This is a genomic window from Phytopseudomonas argentinensis, assembly GCF_900113905.1.
Classification (GTDB): domain Bacteria; phylum Pseudomonadota; class Gammaproteobacteria; order Pseudomonadales; family Pseudomonadaceae; genus Aquipseudomonas; species Aquipseudomonas argentinensis.
In genome coordinates this window covers 119,889-144,218 of the sequence record NZ_FORC01000004.1, presented here as the reverse complement: position 1 = coordinate 144,218, position 24,330 = coordinate 119,889, and the positions used below count along the sequence as shown (strand labels likewise).

At 62.8% G+C, this 24,330-nt stretch carries 28 protein-coding genes and 1 riboswitch; of the genes, 11 read left to right on the top strand and 17 right to left on the bottom strand.

All coding sequences use genetic code 11. The annotated features are described in order from the left end of the window. Positions 1–36: 36 nt before the first annotated feature. The gene (locus BM154_RS18355; RefSeq protein ID WP_244157233.1) at positions 37–636 is read right to left on the bottom strand and encodes a MiaE family protein; all 600 of its coding nucleotides are present in this window, start codon (positions 634–636) and stop codon (positions 37–39) included. 168 nt (positions 637–804) lie between these two features. Then, complete coding sequence (gene copM / locus BM154_RS18350; protein ID WP_074887492.1) at positions 805–1,479, bottom strand: CopM family metallochaperone; 675 nt, start codon at positions 1,477–1,479, stop codon at positions 805–807. A gap of 160 nt (positions 1,480–1,639) precedes the next feature. On the opposite strand from copM, the gene BM154_RS18345 reads away from it, so the two are divergent. Further along, on the top strand, positions 1,640–2,503 hold the full coding sequence (locus BM154_RS18345; protein ID WP_074887488.1) for a universal stress protein: 864 nt from the start codon (positions 1,640–1,642) through the stop codon (positions 2,501–2,503). On the opposite strand, the gene BM154_RS18340 is transcribed toward BM154_RS18345, so the two are convergent. Then, on the bottom strand, positions 2,504–2,737 hold the full coding sequence (locus BM154_RS18340) for a DUF3820 family protein (RefSeq protein ID WP_074887485.1): 234 nt from the start codon (positions 2,735–2,737) through the stop codon (positions 2,504–2,506). Between the two features lie 114 nt (positions 2,738–2,851). Between BM154_RS18340 and BM154_RS18335 the strand changes: the two genes are divergently transcribed. Next, positions 2,852–3,220: a glutaredoxin family protein gene (locus BM154_RS18335; protein WP_074887481.1), complete on the top strand. Its 369-nt coding sequence runs from the start codon at positions 2,852–2,854 to the stop codon at positions 3,218–3,220. Positions 3,221–3,294: 74 nt separating this feature from the next. Here the strand turns inward: BM154_RS18335 and cadR are convergent, their stop codons facing one another. After that, positions 3,295–3,741: a Cd(II)/Pb(II)-responsive transcriptional regulator gene (cadR, locus tag BM154_RS18330; protein WP_074887478.1), complete on the bottom strand. Its 447-nt coding sequence runs from the start codon at positions 3,739–3,741 to the stop codon at positions 3,295–3,297. A gap of 418 nt (positions 3,742–4,159) precedes the next feature. Between cadR and BM154_RS18325 the strand changes: the two genes are divergently transcribed. After that, entirely contained in the window at positions 4,160–6,274 is a 2,115-nt protein-coding gene (locus BM154_RS18325) for a heavy metal translocating P-type ATPase (protein WP_425272841.1), read from the top strand. Positions 6,275–6,448: 174 nt separating this feature from the next. On the opposite strand, the gene BM154_RS18320 is transcribed toward BM154_RS18325, so the two are convergent. Both BM154_RS18320 and BM154_RS18315 read right to left on the bottom strand, forming a co-directional pair. Next, positions 6,449–7,051 carry a glutathione S-transferase family protein gene (locus tag BM154_RS18320; RefSeq protein ID WP_074887475.1) on the bottom strand — a complete coding sequence of 201 codons (603 nt, stop codon included), beginning with the start codon at positions 7,049–7,051 and terminating at the stop codon, positions 6,449–6,451. A 23-nt stretch (positions 7,052–7,074) separates the two neighbouring features. Further along, complete coding sequence (locus BM154_RS18315) at positions 7,075–8,241, bottom strand: aminotransferase-like domain-containing protein (RefSeq protein WP_074887472.1); 1,167 nt, start codon at positions 8,239–8,241, stop codon at positions 7,075–7,077. Between the two features lie 359 nt (positions 8,242–8,600). Between BM154_RS18315 and BM154_RS18310 the strand changes: the two genes are divergently transcribed. The 3 genes from BM154_RS18310 to BM154_RS18300 all read left to right on the top strand — a co-directional run bounded on the left by BM154_RS18310 (position 8,601) and on the right by BM154_RS18300 (position 10,954). Beyond that, positions 8,601–9,047 (top strand): MarR family winged helix-turn-helix transcriptional regulator, encoded by a 447-nt coding sequence (locus BM154_RS18310; protein WP_074887469.1) that lies wholly within the window; start codon positions 8,601–8,603, stop codon positions 9,045–9,047. A 96-nt stretch (positions 9,048–9,143) separates the two neighbouring features. Continuing rightward, complete coding sequence (locus BM154_RS18305) at positions 9,144–9,758, top strand: LysE family translocator (protein ID WP_074887468.1); 615 nt, start codon at positions 9,144–9,146, stop codon at positions 9,756–9,758. Then, positions 9,758–10,954 (top strand): benzoate/H(+) symporter BenE family transporter, encoded by a 1,197-nt coding sequence (locus BM154_RS18300; protein ID WP_074887465.1) that lies wholly within the window; start codon positions 9,758–9,760, stop codon positions 10,952–10,954. The genes BM154_RS18305 and BM154_RS18300 overlap by 1 nt, the downstream gene beginning before the upstream one ends. A gap of 125 nt (positions 10,955–11,079) precedes the next feature. On the opposite strand, the gene BM154_RS18295 is transcribed toward BM154_RS18300, so the two are convergent. Then, entirely contained in the window at positions 11,080–11,973 is an 894-nt protein-coding gene (locus tag BM154_RS18295; RefSeq protein ID WP_074887462.1) for a bile acid:sodium symporter family protein, read from the bottom strand. 194 nt (positions 11,974–12,167) lie between these two features. Here BM154_RS18295 and BM154_RS18290 point away from each other — a divergent pair, with 194 nt between their 5' ends. The 3 genes from BM154_RS18290 to BM154_RS18280 all read left to right on the top strand — a co-directional run bounded on the left by BM154_RS18290 (position 12,168) and on the right by BM154_RS18280 (position 15,323). Then, positions 12,168–13,172 carry an NADP-dependent oxidoreductase gene (locus tag BM154_RS18290; RefSeq protein ID WP_074887459.1) on the top strand — a complete coding sequence of 335 codons (1,005 nt, stop codon included), beginning with the start codon at positions 12,168–12,170 and terminating at the stop codon, positions 13,170–13,172. A gap of 212 nt (positions 13,173–13,384) precedes the next feature. Continuing rightward, positions 13,385–13,792 carry a hypothetical protein gene (locus BM154_RS18285; RefSeq protein WP_074887456.1) on the top strand — a complete coding sequence of 136 codons (408 nt, stop codon included), beginning with the start codon at positions 13,385–13,387 and terminating at the stop codon, positions 13,790–13,792. A 397-nt stretch (positions 13,793–14,189) separates the two neighbouring features. Beyond that, positions 14,190–15,323, top strand: coding sequence for a mechanosensitive ion channel family protein (locus tag BM154_RS18280; RefSeq protein WP_074887453.1), 1,134 nt, complete (start codon positions 14,190–14,192; stop codon positions 15,321–15,323). A gap of 17 nt (positions 15,324–15,340) precedes the next feature. Here the strand turns inward: BM154_RS18280 and BM154_RS18275 are convergent, their stop codons facing one another. The 7 genes from BM154_RS18275 to BM154_RS18245 form a co-directional block, all read right to left on the bottom strand. Then, positions 15,341–15,730: a hypothetical protein gene (locus BM154_RS18275; RefSeq protein ID WP_083414609.1), complete on the bottom strand. Its 390-nt coding sequence runs from the start codon at positions 15,728–15,730 to the stop codon at positions 15,341–15,343. A gap of 32 nt (positions 15,731–15,762) precedes the next feature. Beyond that, on the bottom strand, positions 15,763–17,118 hold the full coding sequence (locus BM154_RS18270; protein ID WP_083414608.1) for an OprD family porin: 1,356 nt from the start codon (positions 17,116–17,118) through the stop codon (positions 15,763–15,765). Further along, on the bottom strand, positions 17,115–18,329 hold the full coding sequence (locus tag BM154_RS18265) for an MFS transporter (protein ID WP_074887447.1): 1,215 nt from the start codon (positions 18,327–18,329) through the stop codon (positions 17,115–17,117). The genes BM154_RS18270 and BM154_RS18265 overlap by 4 nt, the downstream gene beginning before the upstream one ends. Positions 18,330–18,361: 32 nt before the next feature. After that, on the bottom strand, positions 18,362–18,721 hold the full coding sequence (locus BM154_RS18260; protein WP_167364713.1) for a pseudoazurin: 360 nt from the start codon (positions 18,719–18,721) through the stop codon (positions 18,362–18,364). Positions 18,722–18,813: 92 nt separating this feature from the next. Continuing rightward, positions 18,814–19,581: an ABC transporter ATP-binding protein gene (locus tag BM154_RS18255; protein ID WP_074887442.1), complete on the bottom strand. Its 768-nt coding sequence runs from the start codon at positions 19,579–19,581 to the stop codon at positions 18,814–18,816. After that, positions 19,578–20,612, bottom strand: coding sequence for a FecCD family ABC transporter permease (locus tag BM154_RS18250; RefSeq protein WP_074887439.1), 1,035 nt, complete (start codon positions 20,610–20,612; stop codon positions 19,578–19,580). Before BM154_RS18250 ends, BM154_RS18255 begins: the two co-directional genes overlap by 4 nt. Continuing rightward, the gene (locus BM154_RS18245) at positions 20,609–21,616 is read right to left on the bottom strand and encodes an ABC transporter substrate-binding protein (protein WP_074887435.1); all 1,008 of its coding nucleotides are present in this window, start codon (positions 21,614–21,616) and stop codon (positions 20,609–20,611) included. The genes BM154_RS18250 and BM154_RS18245 overlap by 4 nt, the downstream gene beginning before the upstream one ends. A 169-nt stretch (positions 21,617–21,785) precedes the next feature. Then, positions 21,786–21,981, bottom strand: a riboswitch (cobalamin riboswitch). A gap of 252 nt (positions 21,982–22,233) precedes the next feature. Here BM154_RS18245 and BM154_RS18240 point away from each other — a divergent pair. After that, a complete protein-coding gene (locus tag BM154_RS18240) occupies positions 22,234–22,494 on the top strand; it encodes a type B 50S ribosomal protein L31 (protein WP_074887430.1) in 261 nt (86 codons plus the stop codon). Then, on the top strand, positions 22,491–22,646 hold the full coding sequence (gene ykgO, locus BM154_RS18235) for a type B 50S ribosomal protein L36 (RefSeq protein ID WP_074887427.1): 156 nt from the start codon (positions 22,491–22,493) through the stop codon (positions 22,644–22,646). Before BM154_RS18240 ends, ykgO begins: the two co-directional genes overlap by 4 nt. Positions 22,647–23,188: 542 nt before the next feature. On the opposite strand, the gene BM154_RS18230 is transcribed toward ykgO, so the two are convergent. The 3 genes from BM154_RS18230 to BM154_RS23985 form a co-directional block, all read right to left on the bottom strand. Next, positions 23,189–23,449 (bottom strand): hypothetical protein, encoded by a 261-nt coding sequence (locus tag BM154_RS18230; protein ID WP_074887424.1) that lies wholly within the window; start codon positions 23,447–23,449, stop codon positions 23,189–23,191. Next, positions 23,430–23,786, bottom strand: coding sequence for a hypothetical protein (locus BM154_RS23990; protein WP_139225487.1), 357 nt, complete (start codon positions 23,784–23,786; stop codon positions 23,430–23,432). The genes BM154_RS18230 and BM154_RS23990 overlap by 20 nt, the downstream gene beginning before the upstream one ends. A 77-nt stretch (positions 23,787–23,863) precedes the next feature. After that, positions 23,864–24,328 carry a hypothetical protein gene (locus BM154_RS23985; RefSeq protein WP_139225486.1) on the bottom strand — a complete coding sequence of 155 codons (465 nt, stop codon included), beginning with the start codon at positions 24,326–24,328 and terminating at the stop codon, positions 23,864–23,866. Positions 24,329–24,330: the final 2 nt, after the last annotated feature.

Below are 24,330 nucleotides of genomic sequence, written 5' to 3'. Positions count from 1 at the left end.
GGCGTTGAGCGCAGTGATACCCGGGAATTGCCCCGTTTAAGCCTGCGGAACGCCGCTGTGAAAGCGAAACTCGGTATCGGGCGATTCGATCAGCTCGCGCTCGACCGCCCTCACCCGCTCGATCACCTGATCGACATCTGCCGCATCGCCGTACTGGTAGGCAAGCTTCAGGTAGCCCTGAAAGTGCCGCGCCTCGCTTTTCAGCAGCCCAGAGTAGAACTTGCCCAGCTCGTCGTCCAGGTGCGGAACCACTGCCTCGAAGCGCTCGCAACTGCGCGCCTCGATAAAGGCGCCGACCACCAGGGTGTCGACCAGCTTGTAGGGTTCGTGGTTGCGCGTCACCTTGCGCAGCCCCGAGGCATAACGCGCCGCCGACACCGGGCGCAGGCCGATCTTGCGGCGCTTCATGATGCGCAGCACCTGCTCGTGATGGACCAGTTCCTCACGGGCCAGGCGCGACATCATGGTGATCAGATCGGCGTGGCAGCTGTACTTGGCGATCAGGCTCAGCGCCGTGCTGGCCGCCTTGAATTCGCAGTTCTTGTGGTCGATCAGCATGATGTCCTGATTGGCCAGCGCCGCCTCTACCCAGGCCTGGGGCGTGCGGCAACCAAGAAACTCGTGGATTTCCGGCAGGCTGGGGGTGGCGCTGCGGCGGTTGGGCAATGGCTGCTCGGGAGCGGTGGCTGGAAACAACACGGGTATGGGCTCTGGCGGCTGGCTAGTTGATAAGCCGGCCATTATAAGGCCGCCAGAGCGGCGCGTCCTGCCTATCGGCCCGCACGGCGCGGAGGGTCGAGTGATTCAGTTGTTTTCCAGCCAGGCATTCATCTGAGCGATTTCCTGCTCCTGGGCGGCGATGACCTGCTTGGCAAGCTTCAGCACTTCGGCGTCGGAGCCATACGCCAAGGCGACCTTGGCCATGTCGATGGCACCCTGGTGGTGAGGAATCATCCCGCGCATGAAGTCCCGATCGGCATTACCGCTGAAATCAACGGCCATGGCAGCGTGCATACGATGGTTGACCGCCTCGAAGGCGGCCTTGACCTCTGCGCCCCTGGCGGCGTCGACAGCCGCCTCATAGCGCGCGGCGTTGGCGGCCAGCCACTTGTTCATCAGGTCGATCTCCTGATCCTGCGCGGCGATGACCTCGCCGGCCAAGGCACGCACCTTTGCGTCGCTGCCGTACTGCTGCGCGACCTTGGCCATCTCGATGGCGCCCTGATGATGGGGGATCATGCCGCGCATGAAGTCCACGTCGGCACTGCCCGTCAGCGTGACGGCCATGGCCTTGTGCATCCGCTCGTTGATCGCGCGGTAGGCGCTCGTCGAGGCACTGGCGTTTGCCGGCTGGCTCGCCACCGAATGTGCGGCATGCCCGCCTGAATGACCTGCGGCTGTATCCTGGGCAGCGGCCATGCCGGCGCTCAGCAGCGAGGTGCCGGCCAACAGCAGTAAACCTAAGGTGTGGGCTTTCATGACTATCCTCGACCATTGATGGGAGGTCAGAACCTACACCTTGCCACGACGGCAAGGTCAAGCGGTGGCCTGCCAAGGCGGCTTGCGTGACCGGGCCGAGGTCACGGGCGCAACAGGCCATCTATAGTGAGTAGGCAAGCCACCTGCAGAGGAACCCACCATGCAAGCCATCCGCAGCATTCTCGTGGTCATCCAGCCGGATCATCTGGAGGCCCTGGCCCTGAAACGCGCCAAGCTGATCGCTGGTGTGACCCAGTCTCATCTGCACCTGCTGATCTGCGCTGAATCGGGCGAACACGGCGGCCACCTGCGCCTGCTCAGCAACGCCCTGCAGCAGGATGGCTACAGCGTCAGCAGCGAACAGGCGTGGCATGGCAGCCTGCATGAAACGGTCAGCATGGTGCAGCAGGCCGAGGGCTGCGGTCTGGTGATCAAGCAGCACATGCCTGACAACCCACTGAAAAAAGCCCTGCTCACCCCTGACGACTGGAAGCTGCTGCGCTACTGCCCCTGCCCGGTGCTATTGGTGAAAACCCAGACGCCCTGGAGCGGCGGCACGGTATTGGCCGCCGTCGACGTGGGCAATGTCGACAGTGAGCATCGCGCCCTGCACGCCCGCATCGTCGATCACGGCTTTGACATCGCCAACCTGGCGCAAGCCGAACTGCACGTGCTCAGCGCCCATCCATCGCCCGTGCTGGCATCGGCTGACCCGACCTTCCAACTGCGTGACAGCATCGAGGACAGCTACCGGCAGCAGTGCCGGGCATTTCAGGAGACCTACGACATCGACGACGGGCACCTGCATATCGCCGAGGGCCCGGCCGATGTACTGATTCCGCACTTCGCCCACCAGTTGCGCGCGGCCGTCACGGTGATCGGTACCGTGGCGCGTACAGGTTTCAGTGGTGCGCTGATCGGCAACACCGCCGAGGTGATTCTCGACACCCTGGAAAGTGACATTCTGGTGCTCAAGCCCGACAGCATCATCGAGCATCTGGAACAGCAACTAAGCGAGCACTGATCACTCGCGAAACGGCTGCCTTGGCCTGCTGCGCAAGGGATCGAGCAACGACGACAAGCCGTTGTGATCGATCTCCTGCATCAGCGCCAGCAACTGGCCAATCTCACCTTTCGGAAAACCTTCCCGGGCGAACCAGTTCAGGTAATGCCCGGGCAGGTCAGCGATAAGCCGGCCCTTGTATTTGCCAAAGGGCATTTCTCGGCTCACCAACAATTTCAGGTCTTCGGGTTTCATCACATCGGCCGTCGGGTGGGCATGGGCGGCTCATTATGCCGCAACAGCCAGGCGGTTGGGCCGGCCGCTCGACTCGGGTAAGCTGCGCGCCGTTCACACTTGCAGGTACTCACCATGATTATCAAGGCACTGCGTCTGGGCCTCGGCCAACTGATCGTCCTCGGCGACCTCGCCACCCGCCCTTCCAAGATGAAGCGCACACCTGAAGCCCAGGCTGTCGTCGACCAGGCTGCGGGCAATCTGGCGCTATACCAGTTCAAGGCCTGCCCGTTCTGCGTGAAGATTCGCCGCAAGCTGCATACCCTGAACGTGCCCGTCACCCTGCGTGACGCCAAGAACGACCTCAGTTCACGCAGGGAACTGGAGAGCCTGGGCGGCAAGATCCAGGTGCCCTGCCTGCGTATCGAAGAAAATGGCCAGAGCACCTGGCTGTACGAATCCAAGGCCATTGCCGCCTATCTGGATCAGCGCTTCGCGGTGTGAATCGCCGGTAGCGCAGCTGTAAATCTGGCCGCGGCAATCAGCCCGGCAAGAACGCTGCGTTGTGTAGAAGCGCCCTAGTGCTGATGGCTGCGTCCGACATGGGACACATCCTTGTCGACATGCAGCGTGTCACTGGTACTGAGCTGGCGAATGATCTCGCAGGGCGACGACTGCTGATCCGCCAGGCAGCTGTTGCGCAGTTCGACCAATTGCCCCTGCAAGGACTGCAGGCTGGCGATACGCGCATTGACGTGCTCGATATGCTCGTCGATCAGGGTATTGATGGCTTCGCAGTTTTCCGCCGGCCGGCCGCGCAGGCTGAGCAGCTCGCGAATCTCGTCGAGCGTCATGTCCAGGGTGCGGCAGTTGCGGATGAAGGTCAGCCGCTCGACATGCTCCGGCAGGTAAAGGCGGTAGTTGCCTTCGCTACGCTGCGGCGCGGGCAGCAATCCTTCACGCTCGTAATAGCGGATGGTCTCCACCTGGCAACCGGTAATCGTCGCCAACTCACCAATTTTCATGATCCTTTCCTCCAGTGCTTGACCCTATAGTGGCTACAGGGTGTTCACTCTGCAACAGGATATTTGGAGAAGCATCATGGCCAACTGCTGCGATCACGATCACACCCCCAAGCCTCGCCAGCCCCAGGACGCATGCTGCGCTTCTGAAGCGGCCTCGTCCTGCTGCGCTGCGCCTAGCCCGCTGATCACGCAGATTGGCGAGCCGAGCGACAGCCGCGCGGCCAGCCCCGCCATGGAAAGCAGCAGCCTGCGCATAGAGCAGATGTGCTGCCCGACCGAGGAAGGCCTGATACGCGGCAAGTTGCAGCACCTGGCGGAGGTGCACGCCATGCAGTTCAACCTGCTCAATCGCACCCTGCTCGTCGAACACCAGGCGGGGGCTGCCCCCCGGGTGATCGCCGCCATCGCCAGCCTGGGCATGCAGGCCCAGCCCCTGGCAGCCGAAACCCGGGTGCGCATCGAGCAGATGGATTGCCCCACCGAAGAGCGCCTGATCAACGACAAGCTGGCCCGCGAGCCCGGTATCGAGGCGCTGCAGTTCAACCTGATGCAACGGGTGTTGACCCTCCGTCACCGCCCGGAGGCGCTGGAGCCGGCCTTGCAGGCTATCCGTGAACTGGGCTTTACCCCGCAACTCGAAAGCGGTGACGGCCAGCGCGTGCCCGCCGAGCCCGTGGCTGAAGGCCTGCCGTGGCGCCTGATCGGCGCAGGCGTGGCAGCGTTCGCGGCCGAACTGGTGCACTTCACCGACAGCGCGCCGGAGTGGGTGGTCGCGCTGATCGCCCTGGGCGCCATCCACACCGCCGGCCTCGATGTCTACAAGAAAGGCTGGATCGCCCTCAAGAACCTCAACCTGAACATCAACGCACTGATGAGTATCGCGGTGACCGGCGCCGTGCTGATCGGCCAGTGGCCCGAGGCGGCCATGGTCATGGTGCTGTTCGCCATTGCCGAGCGGATCGAGGCGAAATCCCTGGATCGCGCGCGCAATGCCATCCGCGGCCTGCTGACGCTGACACCGGAGCAAGCCACGGTACGCCAGGCCGATGGTAGCTGGCAGGCTCTGGAGGTCGGCCAGGTGAGCATCGGCAGCGTGGTACGGGTGCGCCCGGGCGAGCGTATCGGCCTGGATGGCCAGGTTACCGAGGGCAATTCGACGGTGGATCAGTCACCGATCACCGGCGAAAGCCTGCCAGTCGAGAAGACCCTGGGCGATACCCTGTTCGCCGGCACCATCAACCAGGGTGGTGCGCTGGAGTACCAGGTCAGCGCCGCCGCCAGTAACAGCGCGCTGTCGCGCATCATCAAGGCCGTGGAAGAGGCGCAAGGCGCACGGGCGCCGACTCAGCGCTTCGTCGACCGTTTCGCGCGTATCTATACCCCGCTGGTATTCCTGCTTTCGCTGGCCGTGGCGGTAGTGCCGCCGCTGTTGCTGGGCGGCGACTGGTTCGAGTGGGTGTACCGCGCCCTGGTGTTGCTGGTGGTCGCCTGCCCCTGTGCCCTGGTGATCTCCACGCCGGTAAGCATCGTCAGCGGCCTCGCTGCGGCGGCGCGCAAGGGCATTCTGGTCAAGGGTGGCGTGTACCTGGAAAACGGCCGCCACATCACCCACCTGGCGCTGGACAAGACCGGCACTCTCACCCACGGCAAGCCGGTACAGACCGATTACCTGGCCCTCGCCGCTGATGCCGAGGGCTATCGCCAGTTGGCGGCCAGCCTGGCGGCCCGCTCCGATCACCCGGTTTCCCTGGCGGTGGCCAGTGCAGCGCAGCAACAAGGCGTCGGGTTGCTCGATGTACAGGGGTTCGAGGCGCTGGCCGGCCGTGGTGTGTGCGGCGCGATCGCTGGCCAGCGCTACCAGCTGGGCAACCATCGGCTGCTCGAGGAGCTCGGTCTGTGCACGGCCGAGATCGAAAACCGACTCGACGAACTCGAGCGTCAGGGCAAGACGGTGATCGTGCTCAGCGACGAAGCTCGCGCCCTGGCCCTGTTCGCCGTCGCCGACACGCTCAAGGACAGCAGCCGCGAGGCGATCGCCAGCCTGCATGCCATGGGCGTCAAGACCGTCATGCTGACCGGCGACAACCAGCATACCGCCCAGGCCATTGCCGCCCAGGTCGGCATCGACGAAGCCCGCGGCGACCTGCTGCCCAACGACAAGCTGGCGACCGTGGAGAAACTGCTCGAGCAGAAAGGCATGGTGGCCATGGTCGGCGACGGCATCAACGACGCCCCTGCCCTGGCGCGTGCCGATGTCGGCTTCGCGATGGCGGCGATCGGCACCGACACGGCCATCGAAACCGCCGACGTGGCGATCATGGACGACGACCTGCGCAAGATCCCGGCGTTCATTCGCCTGTCTCAGCAGACGGCGGCGATCCTCAAGCAGAACATCCTGCTGGCGCTGGGCATCAAGGCAATCTTCCTGGCCATGACCGTCACCGGCCACGCCACCATGTGGATGGCGGTGTTCGCCGATGTCGGCGTCAGCCTGCTGGTGGTGTTCAACGGGCTGCGATTGCTGCGCAAGTAGCCGATGGGAGGAGCGAAGCCCGGCCTGTGCTATGGCCCCGTCGTGGGAGCGCGCCATGTGCGCGACAGCTTCGCGAGCATGGACTAGCCCGTAGGATGGGTGCAACCCATCAAAGAGATGATGGACCGCACCCACGCGGCCCGACCCACCCTACGAGTTACTACGTACGGCCTATTACCCCGGCATGGTCACATGCTTCGGATGGCTGGCGACCCTCGCCAGCCAGGCGTTGATCGCTGGATAGCCGCTCAGGTCGAAGCCACCTTCATGGGCGACATGGGTGTAGGCGTACAGGGCGATATCGGCGATGGTGTAACGGTCGCCGACCAGATACGGCGTCTGCTGCAACTGCCGTTCCATCACCCGCAGCGCCTTGTTGCCACGCACCTGGCAGATCTTGTATTCCTCCTGGCGATCGGCCGGCATGCCCTGGTACAGCTGGATGAAGCGCGCCACCGCCACGTAGGGCTCATGGCTGTATTGCTCGAAGAACTGCCACTGCAGCACCTGGGTGCGCAGGCGTGGTTCGGTCTCGAGAAACTCACTGCCATCGGCCAGGAAGTTGAGGATGGCATTGGACTCCCACAGGCAGGTGCCATCTTCAAGTTCGAGCACCGGAATCTTGCCGTTGGGGTTCTTGGCCAGGAACTCGGGCCGCTGGGTATCGCCATTGAGAATATCGATAGGCACCCACTCGAACGGCTTGTCCAACAGGCTGAGCATCAGCTTGACCTTGTAGCAGTTGCCCGAACGGTAATCGCCATACACCTTGTACATGTTCACTCCCCCTTTGCCGATAATCACGCCGCGTCCGCGGCCAGTCCCTGACGCACCACACCGGCCAGCCGTCGCAGCCCTTCCCCCAGGCGCTCCGGCGCCACGTGGCTGAAGTTCAGCCGCAGGTAACCGGGCTCGCGATCCGGGTCGATGAAGAAAGGCTCGCCCGGCATGAACGCCACGTTCTGCGCCAGCGCCGCATCAAGCAGCAGGCGCGTGTCCTGGGGCTGCTTGAGCTTCAACCAGAAGAACAGGCCACCCTGGGGAACCTGCCAGTCTGCCAGCTCGCTGAAATGTTCGACGAGCGCCGCCTGCATCGCATCACGCCGCAGGCGATAAAAATCTCGCAACCCGGCCAGGTGGGCCCGGTATCGCTCGGTGCCCAGCCATTGCAGCGCCTGCCACTGGCCGACCCGGTTGGTATGCAAGTCTGCCGACTGCTTGAGGCGCAAGAGATGGGGAAACAGATCCGCCGAGGCGATCAGGTAACCGACGCGCAATCCGGGCAGCAGCGTCTTGGAAACGGTGCCGGTATAGATCCAGCTGGCCTGACGCAGGCGGCTGACGATGGGCGTGGCGCTGCCAGCATCGAACACCAGCTCGCGGTAGGGCTCATCCTCGATCAGCGTGACCTGGTAACGGTCCAGCAAGGCGGCCACGGCGTCACGCTTGGCTTCGCTGTAGCGCACCGCACTGGGGTTCTGGAACGTCGGTATCAGGTAGGCGAAGGCCGGGCGCTGGCGCTCCAGCTGCGCTTCGAGCGCCTGCAACTGCGGGCCGTCTGCCTCTTGGGGCACGGCCACGCAGTCGGCACCGAACAGCTGGAACGCCTGCAGCGCTGCCAGGTAGGTCGGCGCCTCGAGCAGCACCTTGGTGCCCGGATCGATGAACAGCTTGCTGACCAGGTCCAGGGTTTGCTGCGAGCCACTGACGATCAGCACCTGGCTGGCCTCGCAGGGCACGCCCAGCAGGCGGGCCTCGGCGGCGATGGCCTTGCGCAGCGCCGGCTCACCCTCGCTCATGCCGTACTGGCCCATGTTGGTGGGCATCTGCGACCAGTCGAGCACCGGCAGCATCTCCTCGGCCGGCAGACCACCGGCGAACGACATCACTTCCGGACGCTGGGCAGCAGCGAGAATTTCGCGGATCAGGGAGCTTTTCAGGCGGGTGATGCGTTCGGAGAAGGCCATGGGGTCACCAGGTGATAAGTCATGAAACGAGGGTCTGTTGACGTTTCACGCACGGCCGCGCCGGAGCCCGTTTTGCCGCGAGGCAAGGCACGAGCCGCGAAGTTTAGCGGGCTAAATGAGCCGGCGAGAAACCCAGCATCGCGGCAAAACGGGCCCGGCCCTACGGGTGGGGCCGCCTAGGTTGCGCGGGAAATCTCGCCATGCGTCGTTGGAGGACTTGAAAAGGGAACGCCATTCCCTGCGTCCTCCGCCTCGCCTGGCGAGATTTCTCGCGGCAACGCGGCTCGCGTTGAAACGTCAACAGACCCTAGGTCAAACTGCTTGACCGAAAGTACGACGCCCGAGATATATACGTCAACATGATTGACCTTAAAAATTCAGCCGATCAGCAAGCCGCCATGGAAGCCTTCTTCTTCGGCTACCAGGCGTTCACCGCCAAGGCCGACGAAATGCTCGCGCGCCGTGGCCTGTCACGGGTGCACCAGCGCATCCTGTTCTTTATCGCGCGGCATCCGGGGCTGAGCGTCAGCGAACTGCTCGGCTATCTGGGTGTGAGCAAGCAGGCGCTAAGCATTCCGCTGCGTCAGTTGATGGAAATGCATCTGACCCAGAGCGTTACCTCCGAGGCCGACAAGCGCAAACGCCTGCTCGGACTCACGGCAGAAGGCGCCAAACTGGAACGGGCGATGCGCTGCGAGCAGGTCAAGCTGTTGCAGCGCGCCTTCGATGCAAGTGGCAAGCACGCGGTCGATGGCTGGCTGGCGGTAAACAAGGCATTGAGCGGTACAGGTCGACCCGCTCATTGACCTGCGCTTAACTGTATCGCCACTTATGGTGATCGCTGTACGGCGACGGGTGGCATAGCAGCCCTTATCTTCGCGGCTCAACCTTGAGAAACCGCCATGAATCTGGAACTGCTGCTCGCCTTCGTCGCCTTCGCTTTCGTCACTTCGATCACGCCAGGCCCCAACAACATGATGCTGCTCGCCTCCGGGGTGAACTTCGGCCTGCGCCGCAGCGTGCCGCATATGCTGGGCATCAGCCTGGGCTTCATGGTGCTGGTGATCTGCGTGGGCTTGGGGCTTGGGCAGCTGTTCGCGCAGTTCCCGGCGCTGTACAGCCTGCTGCGCTATCTGGGCGCTGCCTACCTGCTCTACCTGGCCTGGAAGATTGCCGGCTCGGGCGCACCGGACAGCGCCAGTAGCGAGCGCGGCAAACCCTTCACCTTTCTGCAGGCCGCGGCGTTCCAGTGGATCAATCCCAAGGCTTGGGTGATGGCCATCGGCGCCATCACCACCTACACCCCGCAGGAAAACTTCCTGGTCAACGTGCTGCTGATCGCCGGCCTCTTCGCGCTGGTGAACTGCCCAAGCGTGGGACTCTGGACCGTCGCCGGCACCCTGCTGCGCAACTGGCTGCGTAACGCTACGCTGCTGCGCCTCTTCAATATCGGCATGGCTTTGCTGTTGGTGGCATCGCTGTACCCGATCCTCGCCGACATCAAAGGAGTGCTGTAATGCGCGAGAGCAGCCAACCGCGTCTGCGCCCCCTGGCCGATACCTCCGCCTCTGCCGTGGTCGCCGGCTTTATCGGCATGCTCACCGGTTATACCAGCTCCCTGGTGCTGATGTTCCAGGCCGGCCAGGCTGCGGGGCTCAGCGCCGGACAGATTTCCTCGTGGATCTGGGCGCTGTCGATCGGCATGGCAGTGACCTGCATCGGCCTGTCGCTGCGCTACCGTGCCCCGGTGATGGTGGCCTGGTCGACGCCCGGTGCGGCGCTGCTGATCACCAGCCTGCCCGGCGTGCCCTACAGCGAGGCGATCGGCGCCTATATCCTCTGCTCGGCACTGATTCTGGTGTGCGGCCTGACCGGCAGCTTCGACCGCATCATGCGCCGCATTCCCGGCTCCATCGCCGCAGCGCTGCTGGCCGGCGTGCTGTTCAAGATCGCCCTGGAAATCTGCGTGGCTGCCGAGCAGCAGCCGCTGCTGGTGATCGCCATGCTGTTCACCTATCTGCTGGGCAAACGCCTGCAGCCGCGTTATGCGGTACTGGGCGCGCTGGTGGTCGGCTGCGTGCTGGCCGGCGTGCTGGGGCTATTGAATTTTTCGCAGTTCGAGCTGCAACTGGCGGCCCCGGTGTGGACCACTCCGAGCTTTTCCATCGCCGCAGCGATCAGCATCGGCATCCCGCTGTTCATTGTCGCCATGGCCTCGCAGAACCTGCCTGGCATGGCCGTGCTGCGCGCCAACGGTTACGACGTGCCGGCCTCGCCGCTGCTCAACACCACCAGCCTGGTGTCGATTCTGATGGCGCCCTTCGGCTCCCATGGTATCCACATGGCCGCCATCAGTGCGGCGATCTGCGCCGGCCCGGAGGCCCACGAGGATCCGCGCAAGCGCTACACGGCAGCGGTCTGGTGCGGGATTTTCTACGGCATCGCTGGTTTGTTTGGCGCCACCCTCGCCGCCCTGTTCGCCGCCCTGCCCAAGGCGCTGATCCTGTCGGTCGCCGCCCTGGCGCTGTTCGCCTCGATCATCGGCGGCCTGACCCAGGCCATGGGCGAGCCGAAAGAGCGCGAAGCGGCGCTGATCACCTTTCTGGTCACCGCTTCGGGCATGAGCCTGTTCGGGGTAGGTTCGGCGTTCTGGGGCATCGTCGCCGGGCTGCTGACGCTGGTGCTGCTCAATGCAGGGAAACGTGCTGCCTGAGCCTATGGTATTGGGCGGGAGTGGACGTAAGGCGCCCCGCCTGTGGGAGCGAACCATGCCCGCGATTTTTTTCCGCGCATGGCGTGCTCCCACAGTGGATCAGTGAACGGCCGCTCCTGCTTGAATCAGCCATGACGGGTCTCGGCCCTCAACTGCTTGCCATGGGCCGCGTTCACCCACCAGCCAAACGCCGCGGCGGTGAAGAACATGATGATGCTGTACAGCGCTGCGGGAATCGCCATGGTGCTGTTGTTGAGCAACACCGGGCTCAACGCCAGGGCAATGGCCAGGGTGCCATTGTGGATACCGATCTCCATGCCGATGGCGATGGCCTGGCGCAGGCTCAGCTTGAGCAGGCGCGGCACGAGGTAGCCCACCGCCAGGCTCAGCAGGTTGAAGGCCAACGCTGCAGCCCCCACCACCGGCGCGTAATCGAGCACCGTCTGCCAATCCTTGACCAGCGCCAGTACGATGATCAGCAACAGGAACAGGGCGGAAATGATCTTCACCGGGTTTTCCATGCGCAGGGCGAAACCGGGAAAGCGGCTGCGCAGGAACATGCCGATGGCCACCGGCCCCAGCACGATGGCGAACACCTGCACCACCTTGGCGAACTGCAGCGGGATCGCCTGATCGCCTTCCATGAAGTAGGCCAGCGACAGGTTGACGATAAAGGGCATGGTCAGCACCGCGACCACCGAGTTCACCGCGGTCAGGGTAATGTTCAACGCCACGTCGCCATGGGCCAGGTGGCTGTACAGGTTGGCGGAGGTGCCGCCGGGCGAGGCGGCCAGCAGCATCATGCCAACGGCCAGCGCCGGCGCCAGACCGAACGCCTGAACCATGAAGAAACATACCAGCGGCAGTAGCAGCAACTGGCAAAACAGCCCGATCAACACCGGCTTGGGATACTTCACCACACGGGCGAAATCCGCCAGGGTCAGCGACAGGCCCAGGCCGAGCATGATGATGCCCAGGGCCAGGGGAAGAAACACACTCAGCAAGGGACTTGCAGTCATCGCTACCTCGGCGTGGTCAGACTTCCATGATCGTGGTCCACACTGTAGCGGGCAATTGTCGCTTCGCGTGCGAATGCGGCGGCTAACCTTGCCCCATCAGTTCAATGGATCGGCAGACATTCGGCCACTGCGACATCCTTGTCCAAGCGCAGGCCGAAGATTATCACCACAGCTTATTTCAACGGAGGATACCCATGTCCACTCAGCTCAACCGCCAGTTCCTGCTCGCCAAACGCCCGACCGGCATGGTCAGCCGCGAAACGTTCGATTACGTGGAAAAGCCGCTCGGCGAACCGGGCAATGGGCAGATTCTGGTCAAGAACCTCTACCTGTCGCTGGACCCGGCCATGCGCGGCTGGATGAACGAAGGCAAGTCCTATATCGCACCGGTGGGCCTGGGCGACGTGATGCGTGCGCTGGGCGTCGGTGAAGTGGTGGCCTCCAAGCACCCGGATTACAACGTGGGTGATCACGTCAACGGCGCGCTGGGCGTGCAGGACTATTTTCTCGGCGAGCCCAAGGGCTTCTACAAGGTCGACCCCAAGCGCGCACCGCTGCCGGTGTATCTGTCAGCCCTCGGCATGACCGGCATGACCGCCTATTTCGCCCTGCTGGATGTAGGCGCGCCGAAAGCCGGTGACACCGTGGTGCTGTCCGGTGCGGCGGGTGCAGTGGGCAGCATTGCCGGGCAGATCGCCAAGCTTAAGGGCTGCCGTGTAATCGGCATCGCCGGCGGCAAGGAGAAATGCGCCTACCTCACCGACGAGCTGGGCTTCGATGCGGCCATCGACTACAAAAGCGAAGACCTGCCTGAAGCGCTCAAGCGCGAATGCCCCAAGGGCGTTGACGTGTATTTCGACAACGTCGGCGGCGACACCCTGGATGCCGTCCTCGGCCGCCTGGCGCCCAAGGCGCGTATCGTCATCTGTGGAGCGATCAGCCAGTACAACAACAAGGAGGCGGTCAAGGGCCCGGCCAATTACCTGTCGCTGCTGGTCAACCGCGCGCGCATGGAAGGCTTCGTAGTAATGGATCATGCCGCCAACTTCGCCAGTGCGGCGGCAGAAATCGGTGGCTGGCTGGCAGAAGGCAAGGTCAAGTCCAGGGAGCACATCGTCGAGGGCCTGGAAACCTTTCCGGAAAGCCTGCTGAAACTGTTCAAGGGGGAGAACTTCGGCAAGCTGGTACTCAAGGTCTGAGGTGAGGGGCGGTCGCCAGGCCGCCCTTCTCGACGCCCCCCTAGGATATCCGGCTCGTTGATCGTGGCCGCTCGCTCGAACAGCGTTTCTCGCCAGCACCAGAACAAGGGATGGCCAATAGCCATTAAATTGCTTGAGGCTGCTGGGCCATTCGGTTAGTTTCGCCGCCATGCAGCCCGCCGGGCTGACCGTGTCTCTGCGTCGGAGCCAGGATGGAACTGTTTTTCACCGCCGTAACCATCGCGCTGGTCGGTGCTGCCTACTGTCTGCTGCAGCACGTGCGCAGCCCCTCGGCGCTATGCCGCAAGCCAATGAGCGCCTGGCTGGCGCGCTACCAGGCTGCCACGCCGGTCGAGCAACATGAGATGGCCGAAATGTTGCTGCGCCAATCGGCGCGGCTGGCGTCGCGCATGGGCGTCGAGGTGCATATCGACAGACTGCTGCCTGACGATGGCGACCCCATCACGCTGCTGCAGGCCTGGCAGGCGCAACTGAGCATCGCCATCCCGGCACAGGCGCTCCCCAACACACCAGCACGCACGGTGGGCGCCCTGCTGCTGATTCGCGACGTACAACCCGAAAGCTTTCGTCAGTTGCTGGGCCAGGCCATAGCCAGCTGAGCCGCCCGCCTCTGCTGCTAGAGGCTGCGCATGAGAATGATCGGCAAGGCAGTGAACAGCAGGGTAACCACGAACAGGATCAGCAGCAGATCAAGGCTATAGAGGGCCACGTCATTCTCCAGGCGGACAGGCTTGGTGCCCGCATCAGGGTGAACCGCGCCGCACAAGCTGCGGCAGCAGAAGCGGGTGACCACTACCCGGCACCACTCACAGCCATGAGCGCTCGCCTACAGATCACGCTTACACCATAGCTCAGCTCTGCAACAGTTACATGCCGGCATGCGACAGGCTGTCGCATGCCAAGCGACCCAATCGTGCTCACCGTCAGGCCATTGACCTGAACTTCTGCGCCCTGAGGCCTACAGAAAACTGTATTGGCTTTTTCAGGAGACCCCGAATGGAACAGTGGAACATGTGGCTCGATCGCGACTTGTGGATCGCTATCGGTATCGTGGTGGCGGCAACCGCCGTGATCTATACCGTGCTACGCACACTGGTCGGCATCGTTCACAAGCGGCTGACCACCTGGTCCAAGGGTCAGGACGGCAATTGGCAGCATTTCGTCGCGGTGGTGGTCGGCCGAACCAACCGTACGCTGCTCCTGGCCTTCTCGCTGCTGCTGGCCCTGCGCCTGCCGGACCTGCCCGGCAGTTGGCAGGCCGCGCTGAGCCACACCTGGTTCGTTGCCCTGGCGCTGCAGATCGCCCTGTGGGTGGACACCGGGGTGCGCCTCTGGTCGCGCAGCCTGGTGGTCGGCAAGCACGGCGGTAGCGGCTATAACCCGGTAATGACCACCATCATCAGCATCATGGTGCTGATCGTCGTGTGGTCGGTGATGCTGCTGTCGATTCTCGCCAACCTGGGCGTCGACATCACCGCCCTGGTGGCCAGTCTTGGAGTTGGTGGCATCGCCGTGGCGCTGGCGGTGCAGACGGTACTGAGCGACGTGTTCGCCTCGCTGTCGATCGGCGTCGACAAGCCCTTCGAGATCGGCGATTTCGTGGTATTCGGCGAAGTGGCCGGTAGCATCGAGCATATCGGCCTGAAGACCACGCGCATCCGTAGCCTCAGCGGCGAGCAGGTGGTCTGCGCCAACGCCGACCTGTTGCGCCAGATCGTGCACAACTACAAGCGCATGGACACCCGACGCATCGTGTTCAAGTTCGGTATCAGCTATGACACGCCGAGCGACAAGGTTCGCCAGGTCTCGGAGCGGGTCGGCGAGATTATTCGCGCAACGCCGAAAACCAAATTCGACCGTGCCCATTTCCTGGGCTTCGACGAGAGCCAGCTGACCTTCGAGGTGGTCTATATCGTGCAGAGCTCGGACTACAACCAGTACATGGACATCCAGCAGGAGATCAACCTGCAGCTGCTCGATGCGCTACGCGAACTGGATGTACGCTTCGCCCTGCCGCGCCGCGACCTGCGCCTGGTCGGTGAACGCATGCCGACGCTGAAGGTGGCCGGTCTGCCGCAGCAGGAGCATGAGATGGACGATCAGGAGCAGCGCCTGCCGCGCTTCAGCTGACCCCCTCAGGTGATGGGTCAGCGGCACCCACTCAGGCGGTTGCAATTGACCCGGTCGCGATCCCCCTGGGAGCTGGACAGCCGGCTGACCACGTTCCAGCCGATCCGCCGGCTGGAGCCGAACCACACCTGCCCGTCGGCACTGACACCGGTGAACAGCTGCAACCGGCCATAGGTGGTGCTGTTCTGCGACCAGCTCAAGCCGCTGATCACGTCGAAGCCGCGCATCAGGGTGTCATTGCCCTGCTGAACGATGCCGTAGTGATTGCCGAGACGATCCGTGCAGTTGAGCAGCATCGCGCTGCGGGTGCAGCGCATCGCGTCGCCCGGCAAGGTAAAAGCCGCCTGGGCCGACAGGCTCAGGCAGAGCAACAGGACGGTAGTGATCGAGCGCAACGGGGTATCCACTCGCTATCGGGTTCGTCAGCCTAGCCGATCATTCAGAAGCGGCCGGTCAGAGGGTATTCGACCGCCAGGCGCAGCTGATCCGTGTCGCCTTCGGCCTGGGCCGCGTTGCCACGGTGCACGCTCTGGCGCAGCAGCACATTGAGCCCCTTCAGGGCCCCGGACTGCAGCACATAACGCAGGTGCAGATCACGCTCCCAATGCTTGCCACCCTTGCCGTAGCCCAGCCAGGCGTAGCTGCCGTCCGGGTCCACGTCGCTGCCATCGATGCCGCTGCCGCGTACATAGGCGGCGCCGGCGCTGAGCCCGGGCACACCGACACCGGCCATGTCGTAGGTGTAGGCCAGCTGCCAGGATTGCTCGTTGGGCGCGTTGAAGTCGGAGAGCTGCACGGCATTGCCCAGCCAGATGGCCCCCCGGGTCACGTAATCGAAGGGGCTGTCGCCATCGACCTTCTGGTAGCCCAGGGCAAGCTTGTGAAAGCCTTCGCTGTAACCGAGCAGCAAGCTGGCGGTGGTGTTGGACACCCGACCGGCCAGCGCCTGGCCGATATCGCTGCTGCGGTAGAGATTGAGATCGGCGCTCAGCGCTCGCCTGTCACTCAAGGCATGGACGTAGTTGACACCCAGGTAACCGGTACGCCAGCTGTCTTCCAGCTCACCGCCATAGAGGCTCAGCGACAGTGCCGGCACGCCGCTGTAGGTGCCACCGACGAAACTGAAGGCGTTGCCCAACGGCCTGCCGGGGTCTGCGTAGTTGATGATCAGTGGGTTGTTGTTGCTGCGCGAATTGCGATCCGCCGAGCCGGTGAAATGCCCACCGGTGAATACCAGATTGTCGATCTCGCGGCTGTCGAGAAACCAGCCGGTGTGGGTTTCCGGCAGCAGGCGGCTGTCGGACGAGGAAAAGATCGGCGTCTTCACCCGTTGCTCCCCGTAGCGTACCCAGGTCGATGACAGTCGCGCTTTGACGGCTGCGCCACCTCGCGCAACCTCGTTCTGATCGTAGCCCTCGTTGTCCACTGGCATATGCCGCATCTTGCCGGCCCGTCCGCCGCCGCCATCGAGCTTCTGTGACAGATAAAGATGGCCATCGAGGCCGAAACCCACGGTGCCTTGGGTGAACCCGGACTTCACCTCGCCCTGCATGCCGTAGCCCCACTCCTCGGCATAACCGTTGCGGCTGTCACGGGGTTTGTAGGCGTTGCGAGCGCCATTGCTGCGTCCACCATTTCGGTAATCGCGATTCTCGTACACGCTGCGGTTGACCAGACTCCAGGTGGCGTCGTCGATAAAGCCGGCGCTCTTGGCTTGCGCGTCGCCCGCTGCAAACACCTGGGGCGAAACGCAGCATGCCGTCAGGGCCAGAAACCCCAGAGATGATCTGTTCACGATTGCTCCTTGATTGAACTCATATGCCAGCAAAGACTGAATGCCGCCGTCATGCCGATGCCCATCAACGCCCACCACAGGAGTTGCGGCGGCGGCTGATCGGCCGGCAGGAAGCGGCCGATCAGCACGTTGCTGAGCAACGCCACCAAACCGCCCACCCCGGCGAAGAATCCGTAATAGGCAGCCAACTGGCCACGCTTGGCGTAATGGGGCACATGGGCCGACAGCAGCGGCAGCACCAGCAGGCTGCCAAGGCTGAACAGTGCAGCCATGATCTGCACGGCCAGATGCCCACCCAGCACGCTGACCAGCGGCTCGGCGAGCAGGCCGTAGCTGGCTGCCATCAGTGCCAGACCGATGCCCATGCTCTGCCCTTCGCTCAGCCAACGCTGGCGCAGGCTGCTGGCCGGCATCTGCAGCAGCACGCCGACCACTGCGGTGATCACGAACACCTGGGTGATCCATTCCTGCCCACCGCCGTAGGCGTGGCTATAGGCTGGCACCGCCAGGTACAGCGGATGGAACAACAGCGGATAGGCCGCCGCCAGCAGGGCGAAACGCAGGAAGGGCCACTGCTGGAGCATATCCAGGCACTGGCGCAGCATGGTTACCGGCTGCTCGCCCGAGACCAGATCCTTGAGCGGCAGAAAGCGCCACTGCACCAGCGTCATGATCAGAAACAGACCGGCCGATACGCTGCCGGTCACCGAGAAATCCACGCTGATAAATAGCAGACCGGCCAACGGGCCGATAAGCATGCCGGCGGTGCTCGCCATGTTGTGCAGGGCGAAGGCCTGCTTGCGCAGCTGGGCGTCCTGGCATTCATCGGCCAGGTAAGCCTGGGCGCAGGGCGTGAACAGTGCGCCGGCGAAACCGCTCAGGCAGGCAGCCAGCAGCAGCACGGTGAGACTCTCGGAAAAGCCGAACACCGCGAAGCCGACGCAACGCACCGCGCAGCCGATCAGGATGGCGCGCCGGTAACCGATACGATCACCCAGCAAGCCGCCGAGCAGGAACAGCCCCTGCTGGCTGAACACCCGGATGCCCAGTACCAGGCCAACGGCCCAGCCAGCCAACCCGAGGTTTTCACTCAGGTGCCCGGCCAGATACGGCATCAGCATGTAGAAGCCGAAGTTGAACGTCAGCCCATTGAGGATCAGCACGCGCGCAGCGGGAGACAGTGAGGTCAGGGTGGTCAGGGCTCGGCGCATCAGGGCACGACACTCATCGGAAAAAGAGGCATTCAGTATGCCGAATTCGCCTGCTCGACGATCTGCTCGAAACGCTGTCTGGCACGTGTTGGCAGCGAGACGGGTATCTGCAGCTCGCTGATCGGACGCTCGCCGACCTGGATCAGCATCACCATGCCCATGGACAGGTGCGGAATGCACTGGATGCCATAGAAGCCCGGCGTGTCGAACCTCACCTCGATTTCCTCGTTGATCCGCCCCTTGAATGGCGCTGCACCGTCAGGCAGGAAGCCAGGCAGGCTGGCGGCGTTGTGGCTCGGCTGGGTGGCGATGAACCTGACCCTATCCCCTGGGGCGATGGCCAGGAACTCAGGCTCGTAGACCATCGCCCCGCTGGCACCGCGGTTGAGCATCTTCACCTCGTGCACCTCGGCCGGGCAGCGCTGCACAACAGGCTGGCCAGAAAAGCGATTGCGTAAGCTATGGGCATGGGGAACCGTCCTTGTCAGGCTGGATGAAAACGCAAGACCCGGGCGCCGTCTTCCGGGTCGGTCAGGTAGCGAGCGCGCACGCCAAAGGTGTTGCGCAGGCGTTCGCTGGTGAGTACCTGTTCGGGCTCGCCGAGTGCCACCAGGCGGCCGCGTTCCATGACCCCGAGGCGGTCGCACTCCAGTGCCTGGTTGAGGTCATGCAGGGCGACCAGGGTGGTGACCGGCAGCGCGCGCACCAGGTTGAGAATCGACAGCTGGTGCTGGATATCCAGGTGGTTGGTCGGCTCGTCGAGCAGCAGCACCTGCGGCTGCTGGGCCAGCGCCCGGGCGATATGCACGCGCTGGCGCTCACCTCCGGACAAGGTGCTCCAGGCATGCTCGTGCATGTCGGCCATGTCGACGTCGGCCAGGGCCTGCATGACGATGCGCTCGTCAGCGGCCGACCAGGGCTGCAGCGCCGACAGCCATGGTGTGCGCCCCAGCTCGACGGCATCGCGTACCGTCACCGCATCGCTGGTGTCGGCCTGTTGCTCGACGAACGCCAGTTGCCGGGCCACGTCGCGACGGCTCAGGCGCGCCAGCGGCTTGCCGTGCAACTGCACCTGGCCAGTGCTTGGCGCACGAATACCGGAAAGCAGCTTGAGCAGGGTCGACTTGCCCGAGCCATTGGGCCCGATCAAGCCGAGGGTTTCGCCCTGGCGTATCTGCAGGTCGACGCCGGCCACGATCGCCCTGCCCTTCACCGACCAGCCCAGGTCGCTGCATTGCAACACGGCGCTCATCGTGCCCGCCTCCCGCGCACCAGAATCACCGCGAACGCCGGCGCGCCGACCAGGGCGGTCACCACGCCGATTGGCAGCACCTGGCCCTTGATGGCCGTACGCGACAACACATCGGCGGCGATCAGGAACACCGCACCGATCAGCGCCGAAACCGGCACCAGCCGGCCATGCCGGGCGCCCACCAGCAGCCGCGCGGCGTGGGGAATCACCAGGCCGACGAAACCGATGGAGCCGACGATCGACACCATCACCGCCGTGACCAGGGCGGTACAGGCGATCAACGTGGCCTTTACACGACGCACCGGCACGCCCAGGGAGGCCGCCGACTCGGCGCCAAAGGTAAAGGCATCCAGCGCCCGGGTATGCCAGGCAACCAGCAAGACCCCGGCCAGCGCCATCGGCACGGCCAGCAGTACATCCTGCCAGTTGACCCCACTGAGGTTGCCGAGCAGCCAAAACATGATGCCCCGGGCCTGCTCGGCGCTGGCCGACTTGGTGATCAGAAACGAGGTCAGCGCATTGAACAGCTGGGAGCCGGCGATGCCGGCAAGAATGATCTGCGCACTGCCGCTGATGGCGCCACCGCCTGCCGCCCGGGCCAGCAACGCGACCAGGGCGAAGGCGGCGACCGCGCCGAGGAAGGCGCCCATGGACAGCGACAGCATCCCTGCACCCACCCCGAGCAATGCGACGGACACCGCGCCGGTCGAAGCGCCGGCGGAGATCCCCAGCAGGTAGGGGTCGGCCAGCGGGTTGCGCAGCAACGCCTGCAGCACCACCCCGGACACCGCCAGCCCGGCCCCGCAGCTGGCGGCGACCAGGGCGCGGGTCAAGCGGTAATTCCAGACGATGCCCTCATCGATCGGGTCGAGCACGAAGCCCGCCGCGAACAGTTTGTTGGCCAGCACCTGAAACACCACCGAGGGTGGAATACGGGTTTCGCCGAGGGCGACGCCGGCGGTCACTGCCACACCCAGCAACAGCAGGCAGGCGACGGTCAGCAGGAACAGGCGTGAACTGCGTGCGATCATTGGAATCCGTCAACGGCCTTGGCGAGGGTTTCAATGCCGCTGATCATGCGCAGCGAGGCCTGCATGCCATCAGCGTCGATGATCACGATGCGCCCGTTCTTGACGGCGTCCATGTGCTTGGCGACCGGGTCGTTGCGCAGGAATTCGAGCTTCTTCTCGACGTCGTCGGCGGGGAAGCGGCGACGGTCCATGCGCGCCAGCACCAGTACGCTGGGGTTGGCCTTGGCCAGGGTTTCCCAACCGACGCTCGGCCACTCTTCACTGGACTCCACCACGTTGCGCAGCCCCAGGGATTTCATCATGTAGTCGGCCACGCCCTTCTGGCCGGCCACGTAGGGGTCCAGATCCATGTCGGGGCTGGAGAACCAGAACAGCGCGGAAATGTCCTTGGCCTGGCGCTGCTCGGCACCGGCCACCGCGGTTGCCAGGCGTTTGCGCAGGTCGGCGACCAGGGCGTCGCCCTGGTCCTGCACGTCGAAGATCTGCGCCAACTGGTCGATGCTCTTGTACAGGCTGTCGATCTGGAACGGCTGCAGGCGAGTGCCGTCGGCGCCGACCAGGTTGTCCTTGCCTTCGCAGTCGGTGGGCATGATGTAGGTAGGGATGTTCAGGTCATGGAACTGCTTGCGCGTGCCCACCACGCCCTGCTCGCCCACCATCCATTCGAACTGCACGGCCACCAGGCCCGGGCGTTTGTTGATCACCGACTCGAAGCTCGGGTCGTTGTCGGCCAGGCGCGGCACCTTGGCGTTCTGCGCCTCGAACTCGGGCAGCACGTGGCTGAACCACAGTGAGGTGCCGGCCAGGCGCTCGCCCAGGCCCAGGGAATAGAGGATCTCGGTACCCGCCTGGCCGATGGTCACGGCACTGCCAGGGCTTTTCGCGAACATCAGTTGCTGGCCGCAGTTTTCCAGGGTGAGCGGATACTGGGTCGGGCCGGCGGCATAGGTCATGGAAGACAGCGCGAGGGCGGCGCCGACGAGGGCAAGGCGTGACACGAACATGCGGGTGATCTCCTAATCAACAAATACGCATAACGGCAGTGCGTAGGCTGGAGAACACATCACGCCGTGCGGCCATGGCCGCACCTGTCCCTTGCGGGAAGTGATCACGGATGCCCCCTCCCGGACACCCCGCCGGCGGTTCGATTACTGGCGCCTGCCCGCCAGAAGCGGAAGCAGACCCATGCCGGCAGGTCTCCTGACTGGTACGTCCATGCAGCGCTGCGGTCTTCCCGGAAGCGATTCCAGTGACACGTATGCAGCGCCGCTCGGTACCTACAGTTGCGGGGGCAGTTCCGTTTGGCCACCTGAGGTGGCGACGGATTCCCTATTAATTCCTCACGGAAACCGGCGACGGCATCTTAACCAATAAGTGCTCCAGCTGCAGCGCTTTGCCGCCGTTTCCGTTCGCTTGCACCCGGCCTACTCGGCCGGGCCTACGCAACGCCCTACGAAAAGCGCCGCCATTATTGTTACAACATAACATTTTGGCAAGTCTATTCAGGCACCGATTTGCGGCGACTCCCAAGGCCAGAAAAATCGACGAGCAAGGCTTGTAATGAGAATTGAAATCATCAACACTGGACTAGTTACTTTATAACGTAATAAATGGAGCGATTATGAAGCCCGATATCCATCCCACTTATCGTCCTGTGCTTTTCCACGATGTTGCCGCTGACGCCTACTGGTTGATCGGCTCCACGGTCGAGACCGACAAGACGCGCCAGCATAGCGACGGCAATACATACCCCTATGTCACCCTGGACGTATCCAGTGCATCGCACCCGATCTATACCGGTCAGCAGCGCCAGGTCACCAGCGAAGGTCGCGTGGCCGGCTTCAACAAGCGCTTCGCCGGCTTCGCAGGTGCCAAGGCATGAAGGTCGTGGCCTCGCTGAAACAAGCCAAGCTGCGCCATCGCGACTGCCAGATCGTCAAACGTCGTGGGCGTATCTACGTGATCTGCAAGACCGCGCCGCGCTTCAAGTGCGTGCAGGGCCGGCCCGAGCCGCAGCGCAAGAACAAAGGCTGAACGCCTGCCTCATCGTCTCGATGCGCCGCCACATTCTCAGCGACAGATCATGGCGTCGACTGGCCTGCGGCTCGAAGCTGTAGGCCCATGGCACTCACATGGTGTGCTCGTAAAGAATCGCCGCGCCCATGCCGATCAGCACCAGGCCGCCGAGGATCTCTGAATACGCTGCTGCTGATCGCAGCACTGGCTTGCTATGCGTTGTACTTGTCGGACTGCAGGCTCATACGACAGGTAGAACGTGCCGCCTTCAGAGCAACAGCACCAGGCAAAACCGTGCTGTGTAGGCCTTGAATACCTAAGGCGCTCGGCCAGCGATTTATCCTGTTCGCACTCACCAAGAGCTATTGCTACGTGACAAGGTTAACCGGCAAGCTCAATTACTGGAGTAGATTTGTGGGGATTCCTCAGGGTCTGTCCCCTATTGCCCCATCAATGACTCTGACCCCATCGATTCTGGTGTTTACAGCGAAGTGAAATAAATATCCCCGGCACTGCCGGGGCTATTTCTATTCAGGTGAACATCTTGAATTCTGACAGGCTCATTCTTCAATCAACCCCAGCGCTTCGCCCAGACCCGCCACAAACTCCGCCTGTTCATCTGAATATTCCATTGCAATTTTTTCAAACTGCGAACACAACGATGATTTAGTTTCTGAGTCCGCCATTTGCAACGCCGAAGCCAATTGTTCAAGTGCCTGCACCGCAGCATCCGGATTTATTGCCTCCTCCCCTGAAAACTCAAGTAACAGAGCAACCTCAACAATAGCTTGCACAACGTGCTTATTGATTTCCTGGCTCACGAATCACCTTCACCGAAATGTTTTTAATTCCTAGCTCATCAAACATTTTCTGAGCTCTGTTTGCTTGAGCTTGACTAGGTACTTCCCAACGTGCAGTTAGCCCATTCTGACTTAAAACCTCAGATTGCCTAAGCGCCTGATCTTTCGACTTGCTTGTCGTCACAACCGAAATCTTGCGATCAACTAAGACGTTACCATCCACACCATCGAACTTGACCAACTTCGTTGATCCATCGGGCATCGTTCTTTCTAGCGCAGGGGCTTGACCAGACTGGGTTGCAGGATTGGAGCGCGCACCAGTTGCCGAATCATTGTCATCACGAGCACGCGAACTCATGCCTGCATTCTCATCAACCCACTTGACCTTACTTGAGGCAAGATCATCTACCGCCCCACCAGTTGCTTTTGCCCCATCTAACTGAGAGTAACCTCAACAGCATAAGGTGTCTGATAGGGGTCTATGTCTCTTCCCATAAAAAAGTAGCAAAACCTGCCTACAGAAATTGACTTATTTACAAACGCACCATCCATAGAGCGATATGTGGCCACCTCGGACGCCCCGGCCATAACACGTAGCTCTTCGTAACTCCCACGACTCCCTAGCAAGAGCTCTTCCGGAGGGATCGAAATAGCACCTTCAAAGGCTTCTAGCTCCTGCAATACACAATGCCTGATCGCGCCAACAGAAGCAGCCCAATAGGCCGACGTTACAAAAGGCGCGTCAGGAAGCCCTTCCTCAAAGCACTCATTATAGGGCTGAGTAATAAAAAAAACATTATCACCCACACAGTACAAGCCATCACCCACCTCATAGTATTGCGCAGCTACGCTCTTAAGTGACGACCAAGCTCTAATTGAAAAAACACTATTCCAGATCATTA

Bases quoted from the DNA above. Each gene is read 5' to 3' on its own strand.
- BM154_RS18345 (WP_074887488.1), top strand. From the start codon at position 1,640: ATGCAAGCCATCCGCAGCATTCTCGTGGTCATCCAGCCGGATCATCTG.
- BM154_RS23990 (WP_139225487.1), bottom strand. From the start codon at position 23,786: ATGAGTTCGCGTGCTCGTGATGACAATGATTCGGCAACTGGTGCGCGC.
- ykgO (WP_074887427.1), top strand. From the start codon at position 22,491: ATGAAGGTCGTGGCCTCGCTGAAACAAGCCAAGCTGCGCCATCGCGAC.
- BM154_RS18245 (WP_074887435.1), bottom strand. From the start codon at position 21,616: ATGTTCGTGTCACGCCTTGCCCTCGTCGGCGCCGCCCTCGCGCTGTCT.
- BM154_RS23985 (WP_139225486.1), bottom strand. From the start codon at position 24,328: ATGATCTGGAATAGTGTTTTTTCAATTAGAGCTTGGTCGTCACTTAAG.
- BM154_RS18295 (WP_074887462.1), bottom strand. From the start codon at position 11,973: ATGACTGCAAGTCCCTTGCTGAGTGTGTTTCTTCCCCTGGCCCTGGGC.
- BM154_RS18280 (WP_074887453.1), top strand. From the start codon at position 14,190: ATGGAACAGTGGAACATGTGGCTCGATCGCGACTTGTGGATCGCTATC.
- BM154_RS18305 (WP_074887468.1), top strand. From the start codon at position 9,144: ATGAATCTGGAACTGCTGCTCGCCTTCGTCGCCTTCGCTTTCGTCACT.
- BM154_RS18300 (WP_074887465.1), top strand. From the start codon at position 9,758: ATGCGCGAGAGCAGCCAACCGCGTCTGCGCCCCCTGGCCGATACCTCC.
- BM154_RS18335 (WP_074887481.1), top strand. From the start codon at position 2,852: ATGATTATCAAGGCACTGCGTCTGGGCCTCGGCCAACTGATCGTCCTC.
- cadR (WP_074887478.1), bottom strand. From the start codon at position 3,741: ATGAAAATTGGTGAGTTGGCGACGATTACCGGTTGCCAGGTGGAGACC.
- BM154_RS18325 (WP_425272841.1), top strand. From the start codon at position 4,160: ATGCAGGCCCAGCCCCTGGCAGCCGAAACCCGGGTGCGCATCGAGCAG.
- BM154_RS18290 (WP_074887459.1), top strand. From the start codon at position 12,168: ATGTCCACTCAGCTCAACCGCCAGTTCCTGCTCGCCAAACGCCCGACC.
- BM154_RS18265 (WP_074887447.1), bottom strand. From the start codon at position 18,329: ATGCGCCGAGCCCTGACCACCCTGACCTCACTGTCTCCCGCTGCGCGC.
- BM154_RS18320 (WP_074887475.1), bottom strand. From the start codon at position 7,051: ATGTACAAGGTGTATGGCGATTACCGTTCGGGCAACTGCTACAAGGTC.
- BM154_RS18250 (WP_074887439.1), bottom strand. From the start codon at position 20,612: ATGATCGCACGCAGTTCACGCCTGTTCCTGCTGACCGTCGCCTGCCTG.
- BM154_RS18260 (WP_167364713.1), bottom strand. From the start codon at position 18,721: ATGCTCAACCGCGGTGCCAGCGGGGCGATGGTCTACGAGCCTGAGTTC.
- BM154_RS18340 (WP_074887485.1), bottom strand. From the start codon at position 2,737: ATGAAACCCGAAGACCTGAAATTGTTGGTGAGCCGAGAAATGCCCTTT.
- BM154_RS18285 (WP_074887456.1), top strand. From the start codon at position 13,385: ATGGAACTGTTTTTCACCGCCGTAACCATCGCGCTGGTCGGTGCTGCC.
- BM154_RS18310 (WP_074887469.1), top strand. From the start codon at position 8,601: ATGATTGACCTTAAAAATTCAGCCGATCAGCAAGCCGCCATGGAAGCC.
- copM (WP_074887492.1), bottom strand. From the start codon at position 1,479: ATGAAAGCCCACACCTTAGGTTTACTGCTGTTGGCCGGCACCTCGCTG.
- BM154_RS18255 (WP_074887442.1), bottom strand. From the start codon at position 19,581: ATGAGCGCCGTGTTGCAATGCAGCGACCTGGGCTGGTCGGTGAAGGGC.
- BM154_RS18315 (WP_074887472.1), bottom strand. From the start codon at position 8,241: ATGGCCTTCTCCGAACGCATCACCCGCCTGAAAAGCTCCCTGATCCGC.
- BM154_RS18240 (WP_074887430.1), top strand. From the start codon at position 22,234: ATGAAGCCCGATATCCATCCCACTTATCGTCCTGTGCTTTTCCACGAT.